Annotated in this window: 7 protein-coding genes and 1 pseudogene; 4 read left to right on the top strand and 4 right to left on the bottom strand. The window is 61.7% G+C overall.

The features are described 5' to 3' along the window. Window positions 1-409: MobA/MobL family protein (locus AC1DWF_RS29780; protein WP_476842406.1), on the bottom strand; the 409-nt coding region annotated here is incomplete at its 3' end. Window positions 410-661: 252 nt separating this feature from the next. Here AC1DWF_RS29780 and AC1DWF_RS29775 point away from each other — a divergent pair. From AC1DWF_RS29775 to AC1DWF_RS29765, 3 genes and pseudogenes are all read left to right on the top strand, one after another. Then, window positions 662-817 (top strand): annotated as a pseudogene (locus tag AC1DWF_RS29775) (TraC family protein); the annotation flags it as partial. A 120-nt stretch (window positions 818-937) separates the two neighbouring features. Further along, complete coding sequence (locus AC1DWF_RS29770) at window positions 938-1,282, top strand: hypothetical protein (protein ID WP_476804455.1); 345 nt, start codon at window positions 938-940, stop codon at window positions 1,280-1,282. Then, window positions 1,279-1,404 (top strand): hypothetical protein, encoded by a 126-nt coding sequence (locus tag AC1DWF_RS29765; RefSeq protein ID WP_476789604.1) that lies wholly within the window; start codon window positions 1,279-1,281, stop codon window positions 1,402-1,404. Before AC1DWF_RS29770 ends, AC1DWF_RS29765 begins: the two co-directional genes overlap by 4 nt. Window positions 1,405-1,476: 72 nt before the next feature. On the opposite strand, the gene AC1DWF_RS29760 is transcribed toward AC1DWF_RS29765, so the two are convergent. From AC1DWF_RS29760 to gcvA, 3 genes are all read right to left on the bottom strand, one after another. Further along, a complete protein-coding gene (locus tag AC1DWF_RS29760; RefSeq protein WP_476789603.1) occupies window positions 1,477-1,788 on the bottom strand; it encodes a DUF736 domain-containing protein in 312 nt (103 codons plus the stop codon). A 461-nt stretch (window positions 1,789-2,249) separates the two neighbouring features. Next, a complete protein-coding gene (locus AC1DWF_RS29755; RefSeq protein ID WP_476804456.1) occupies window positions 2,250-3,305 on the bottom strand; it encodes a GlxA family transcriptional regulator in 1,056 nt (351 codons plus the stop codon). A gap of 134 nt (window positions 3,306-3,439) precedes the next feature. Next, window positions 3,440-4,324 (bottom strand): transcriptional regulator GcvA, encoded by an 885-nt coding sequence (gcvA, locus tag AC1DWF_RS29750; RefSeq protein ID WP_476785900.1) that lies wholly within the window; start codon window positions 4,322-4,324, stop codon window positions 3,440-3,442. 103 nt (window positions 4,325-4,427) lie between these two features. On the opposite strand from gcvA, the gene AC1DWF_RS29745 reads away from it, so the two are divergent. Further along, the coding region (locus tag AC1DWF_RS29745; RefSeq protein ID WP_476842405.1) for an aromatic ring-hydroxylating oxygenase subunit alpha at window positions 4,428-5,565 on the top strand (1,138 nt) is incomplete at its 3' end.

The raw sequence follows: 5,565 nt of genomic DNA, 5'->3' as shown, positions 1-5,565 counted from the left end.
CGTCATGATAGACCCAGTCCGCAACCATGCCCTTGGCGAGGATGTGTCGCTCGACGAAATCGCGGACCAGTGCGATGTTTTGCTCGGACGACAGCTCCAGCGGCAAGGCAATGGTGATGTCCTTGGCAAGCTGGGCATCCGCGCGTTTCTCGCAAGCCTCGACCTTGTTCCAGAAGACTTCCGCAGCACCTGCCACCGAGTGATCGGCAATGAGGCTGCGCAGCCATTGCGGCGCATTAGGTGGCGCCGAAAACTCCTCGTGCAGWAGCCCYTGCTTGCGGGTGTAATCGACCGAGCGCGCTTCGCGTTCGTACTCCATCTTGGCGCAATGGCGATAGGCGGCCGACAGCACCGCGCTGCGGCCGTCGCCGCGGCTGACGATGCTGACGGAGAARTGAGGGACAGTCACGGCAGAGATTGCTCCYKGAGCGAACGGACACGCGTGCGTTCGTCAGGAGCGGCTGGCCGGACAGGCCGTTGAGCAAGGCGTCGCGWCAGCGACGTATAATTGCGCCCTTGGACCGCTCCTTCGGAACGGCGGGATCATCGTTGAGAGCGTCGGCWCCGCCGACTGGAGAATAAACGGGRATGCGCTTCGCACCGTCCCCGTCGATCCTTGTTTGGCGTTTGGCTCAAGCCAGACAAGGAAGGCTCATCTGGAATGAAAAAACCCTCATCGAAAATCAGGCAAGAAATCGCCCGACTGCAGGAGCAATTGAGACAAGCGGAAACGCGCAAGGCAGAGCGCATCGGGCGGATGGCACTCCGGGCCGGACTGGGTGAGATGGAGAGCGACGAAGCCGAGTTGCTGGCGGCTCGCTGTTCTTCTGTTTCGACAGCTCGTTAGGTGCGTCCGGCTGGCATCTTCTTTGTCGGACAGGCGGCTTCAAGACCCCGTCGGTGCGATCCCAACCGCGCTGAAACGGGCGGCGGCCTGGTGGTGCTTGATCCGTCCTCCGAGATCGCACTGATGATGATCGCGCATCGCCGCAAAGCCGACCGCAAGGTGATCGTGCTGGATCCTCGATGGATCGGTCGCTTTGGCGGCACGAAGGAGGAGGACATTGCTGTAGTGACAAAGGTGATGACGGGCCAGCCGAGACATACATTCGGCGTGGGACGACTGCTTTCGCGCCTCCGCACTTCAGCTTTTTACCGCCACCGCGTCGACCTGGGATTTGAACGTGCGCCGGTTCTACAACCTCACTTTCCAGCCGACCTTGTTTGGCAGCGCATGGGTCATCCGAAACTGGGAGGATTGGCATCAATGGGCAAGCCATGATCGAAACCTTCGATCAAACCGACGACGCTCAACGCGCGATGAAGCGTCTGGGGACGATGGAGAAGCGGCGGGGCTATCGAGCGCCAAGGGACGTGTCGGAAGCCGGGGCAGCAGGTGCTTAAGATGAGACAACCCTGACGCTCCAAGGGCCAGAGGTGTGGCCCCGCCTTGTGGGCGGGGCCGGGCTCGGCCGGTCAGTCCCGGTTGGGGCGGGACCAGATGAGCTGGAGGGCCTGCTCGCCTTCCACTTCGACCAGGGTGGCGTAGATGGGAGCCTGGAAGCTCGGATCGTCCAGCTTGACCGAGAGGTAGTCGCGACCGCTCTGCTCGGAGTGCTTCTGCCAGGCGGCTCCGAGCTCCACGGAGCCGGAGAAGATGCGGAAGTGCGGGCCCTTGTCGGAGGGGTTTTCGATGCGCTCGAAGCGGGCCTTGACGGTGAGGGTGAGGGTCTTGATCGAACCGGTGAAGCCGTTGGCGGTGCTGGTGAATGAGCCGATGGTCGCCATGAGTGGTATTCCTTTCTCGTGTTTCGGGCCGCGCCCTTCGCGACCTCGATGGCAGTCGAAAAGATCGGAGACGATCGGACCGCACCCGTCAGGGCCGCAATGAAATGGAGGGCGGCATGAAGCGGCTTTCTTGGCTCGCGAGGAATGCAAACGCAGTTTGCAGGGGAAGAAAGTTGCGCCTGCCGTTGCGGGATAACGATCGAGGCGAAGCCGCTCTCCGGTCAGACATGCCCCATCGAGCCCGCGGAAGGACCGGCTGTCGCGACAGGGAAGGAAGGACACCGCGGCCAGTGTGCTGATGTCATCTGTGACCGCACGGCTTACTGCCGGGCTGTGTTCGTAAGCGCTAAGCAGACGCCCAACTTCCGATCGCAGCCGGGCCCGCAAAAGCAGGTGCCGGCGAAATCAGCGGGGCGAACACCTCAGGGGCATCGATGCCCTATCAGGCCGTCCGGTCGCGACTATGCGGCGCGCAGCTTGCTCGGCAGGACCTTGAAGTGGTCGCGAAAGCTCTTGGAAAAATGCGACGAGGAAACGAAGCCGCAGGCGACCGCGACATCCATGATCGGCATCGGCGTCAGCTCGATCAGCTGGCGAGCCTTGGCCAGCCTGAGCGCCAGATAATGCTGCCATGGTGTCGTTGAGAGGTGGCGTTCGAACAGCCGCTCGATCTGGCGACGCGAAAGTGAGACCTGACTTGCGATCTCCTCCAGCGACAGCGGGTCCTCGATGTTGCGCTCCATGAGCTGGATGATGCGCAGAAGTTTCTTGCCGGTGCTGCCGTAACGCAGCCCTGGCGGTACCGACTGGCAGCTTGCGCCATCGCGCCAGCGGTCGGCCGTGACATGCTGGCAGATGCGGCGGGAAAGCTCGGTGCCGCAGCGCTCTTGCACCAGTTCCAAGGCGAGGTCGAAGGCCGCGAGTTCGCCGGCGCAAGTGACGATCTGGCCGTCGCGTACGAACAGCGCATCATCTATAGCGAGGTCGTAAAACGTCTCTGAAAGTGCCGCCATCTTGCCCCAGTGGATGGTGCATTTGATGTCATTGAGCAATGCCGCTTCGGCAAGCAACCATGTCGCGGTGCCCAGCGCATAGATCGGAACATGGGAACGAAAGGCGCGGCGCAGGAAGGCGCGCAGCTCGTGCGAGCCGTGCTTTTCGACGCCTTCGCCTGCGCAGATGACGACAGCGCATTGCGGGTCAAGCGCCATGGCCTTCTGATGCTCGGTGAAGCTGCCTGTCACCGCAATCGAAATGCCGCTGGCACATTCCACCGGCAAGCCGTCGAGGCTCATCAGCCGCCAGCTGAACTGGCTGCGGCCTGACAGGGAATTGGCAATCCGCAGCGGGTCGATCAACGACGATAGGCACAGTTGCGAGAAACCGGGCAGCACAAGCACCAGGAATTCGGCTGGCGAAGCTGAGCCGACCGGCTTGGGCAAGCTGCCTGGCAATGCCTTCGCACCGGGCCAGCAGGTCTCGACGTTGAAGTCCGCGTGCTTGTTCGGTGCGTTCATGTGCCCTCCCCGACCCCGATCTTCAACCAGAGCCGATTGCCTCAAACGAGACAGCAGGATCACAAATTGGCAATAAATCACACAAAATGCAACATGATAAAATATGCCGACAGCTGCTTTTGTTGCGCTGAGGTTCAACCTTCGGCGGCGGCGGTTGGCTGCACCATGCTCATCAGCCAATCGCGGAAGGCGATGACTTTTGGCGTTTTCGCCTTCTGCGGCGTGGTCAAGAACCAGTAGGAGCCGGCACCGCGAAGGCGCTGCTTGAAGGGAGCGACGAGCAGGCCCGCGGCGAGTTCGCGCTCGATCAGGGCGGTCCTGCCGAGCAGCACGCCCTTGCCTTCGATCGCAGCACGGATCGCCATGATCGATTGGTCGAAAAACGAGCCGGCGGAGGTGTCGACGCCGCTCACGCCTGCATGTGCCAGCCAGCTGTCCCAGTCCTCGTCATAGCCTGGCACATGCAGCAGATCCCCGGCTTGCAGGTCGTCAGGCGATGTGAGACCGGCGGCATATTTCGGCGCACAGACGGGAAAGGTCTCGTCGCGCAGCAACAGCGTCGCCTGGCGCTTGGGCCAGTTGCCCCAGCCGAACTCGATCGCGGCGTCGACCTTGCCTTCGCCGTGGTCGAGCGCGGTCAGCCTCAGATCGATGGTCGGATGCTGGGCGCGGAACAAGTCGAGCCGTGGTGCGATCCATTGGCTGGCAAAAGAGGTTGGTACATGCACGACCAGCATTTCACGCATACCGCGCCCGGCAAGCTTAGCGGTTGCCTCGTCGATCATCTGGAAGGCGCGGCCGAGATCTTCGGCATAGCGACGGCCACGGTCGGTGAGCCTCACGCCGTTGGCATGGCGGTCGAACAGCTCCTTACCGAGGCGCAGTTCCAGTGCCCGGATGTGTTGTGAGATCGCCGAAGGGGTGACGTTCAACTCGCTGGCGGCGCCAGCAAAGCTTCCAAGCCGAGCAGCAGCTTCAAATGCCCGGAGCCAGTTCAGCGGGGGTCGGGCAGTCGTCATGGTACCATTAGTTTTTCTTAGTATGCCCCTAAGGTAATCGCGTTTGCCGACCCAGACAAGAACAATTCTAATCTGCCTCAAACAAGCACTGGGAGGCGCTGCGATGAATGTTCACTGGCTCAACGGCTATCGGCCCGGTCACGGCCTGCCGCGCGACTTCTACACCAATGCTGAGATCTTCGCCGAGGAGCAGGAGCGGATTTTCCGCAACAACTGGTTCTTCGCCGGACATTCCATCGAGCTGCCCAAGTCGGGCGACTACATGACGCTGAATGTCGGCGGAGCCCCGGTGGTGATGGTGCGCGACCGCGACGGCAAGGTGCATGCGCACCACAATGTCTGCCGCCATCGCGGCTCCATCATCTGCACCAAGGAAACGGGCAAGGCGACGAGGCTGGTTTGCCCCTATCACTCATGGTCTTATGCCCATGACGGCACGCTGATCGGCGCACCGATGATGGGCGAGGATTTCGACAAGGCCGAACATGGTCTTAAGCGCGTCCATGCCGAGGAATTCGACGGGCTGATCTTCGTCAACCTGTCCGACACGCCCTCCCCGTTCCACGAGCTGCGCGACCACCTCTCGCCGATCCTGAAATCGCAAGGCATGAACCGCGCCAAGATCGCGCTGATCCGCGACTACGAGCTCGACGTGAACTGGAAGATCGTCGTCGAAAACAACCGTGAATGCTATCACTGCGAGGCCAATCATCACGGTTATGTCTCGGTGCAGTACGATACCGAAAACGACAATCCGGACCTTAAGGACGAGATATCGGAGCGCCTGGCCGACTGCGCCATCCGCTGGGAAAAGGCCGGGCTCGATACCGCCCGCGTCAATACTTCGTCCGATTATACGGCCGAATGGTTCCGCGCCAACCGCACGCCGGTGCGCAAGGGCATGGTCACCGAAAGTCCCGACGGTCAGCTGGTGTGCAACGTGCTGATGGCCGGCTTCTCCGATCCCGACATGGGCACGGCGCGCGCCAACACCAACATCAACTTCTGGTGCCACGCCAATTCCGACTATGCCCATACGGTGCGCATCACCCCGGTTTCGCCAACCAAAACCATCGTGCGCGGCTATTGGCTGGTCGACGAGACCGCCGTCGAAGGACGAGACTACAACCCTGAAAAGGTCGCGGCCTTCCATGACGAGGTGATGTCGGAAGACTGGGAGATCTGCCGGCGCCAGTGGATTGGGGTGACCTCGCCCGGATTCCAGCCGCCCGGATTCCAGC

This window comes from Aminobacter sp. P4_D5, assembly GCF_056401815.1.
The sequence above is the reverse complement of the archived record's forward strand: the minus strand, read 5'-3'. Positions and strand labels throughout refer to the sequence as shown.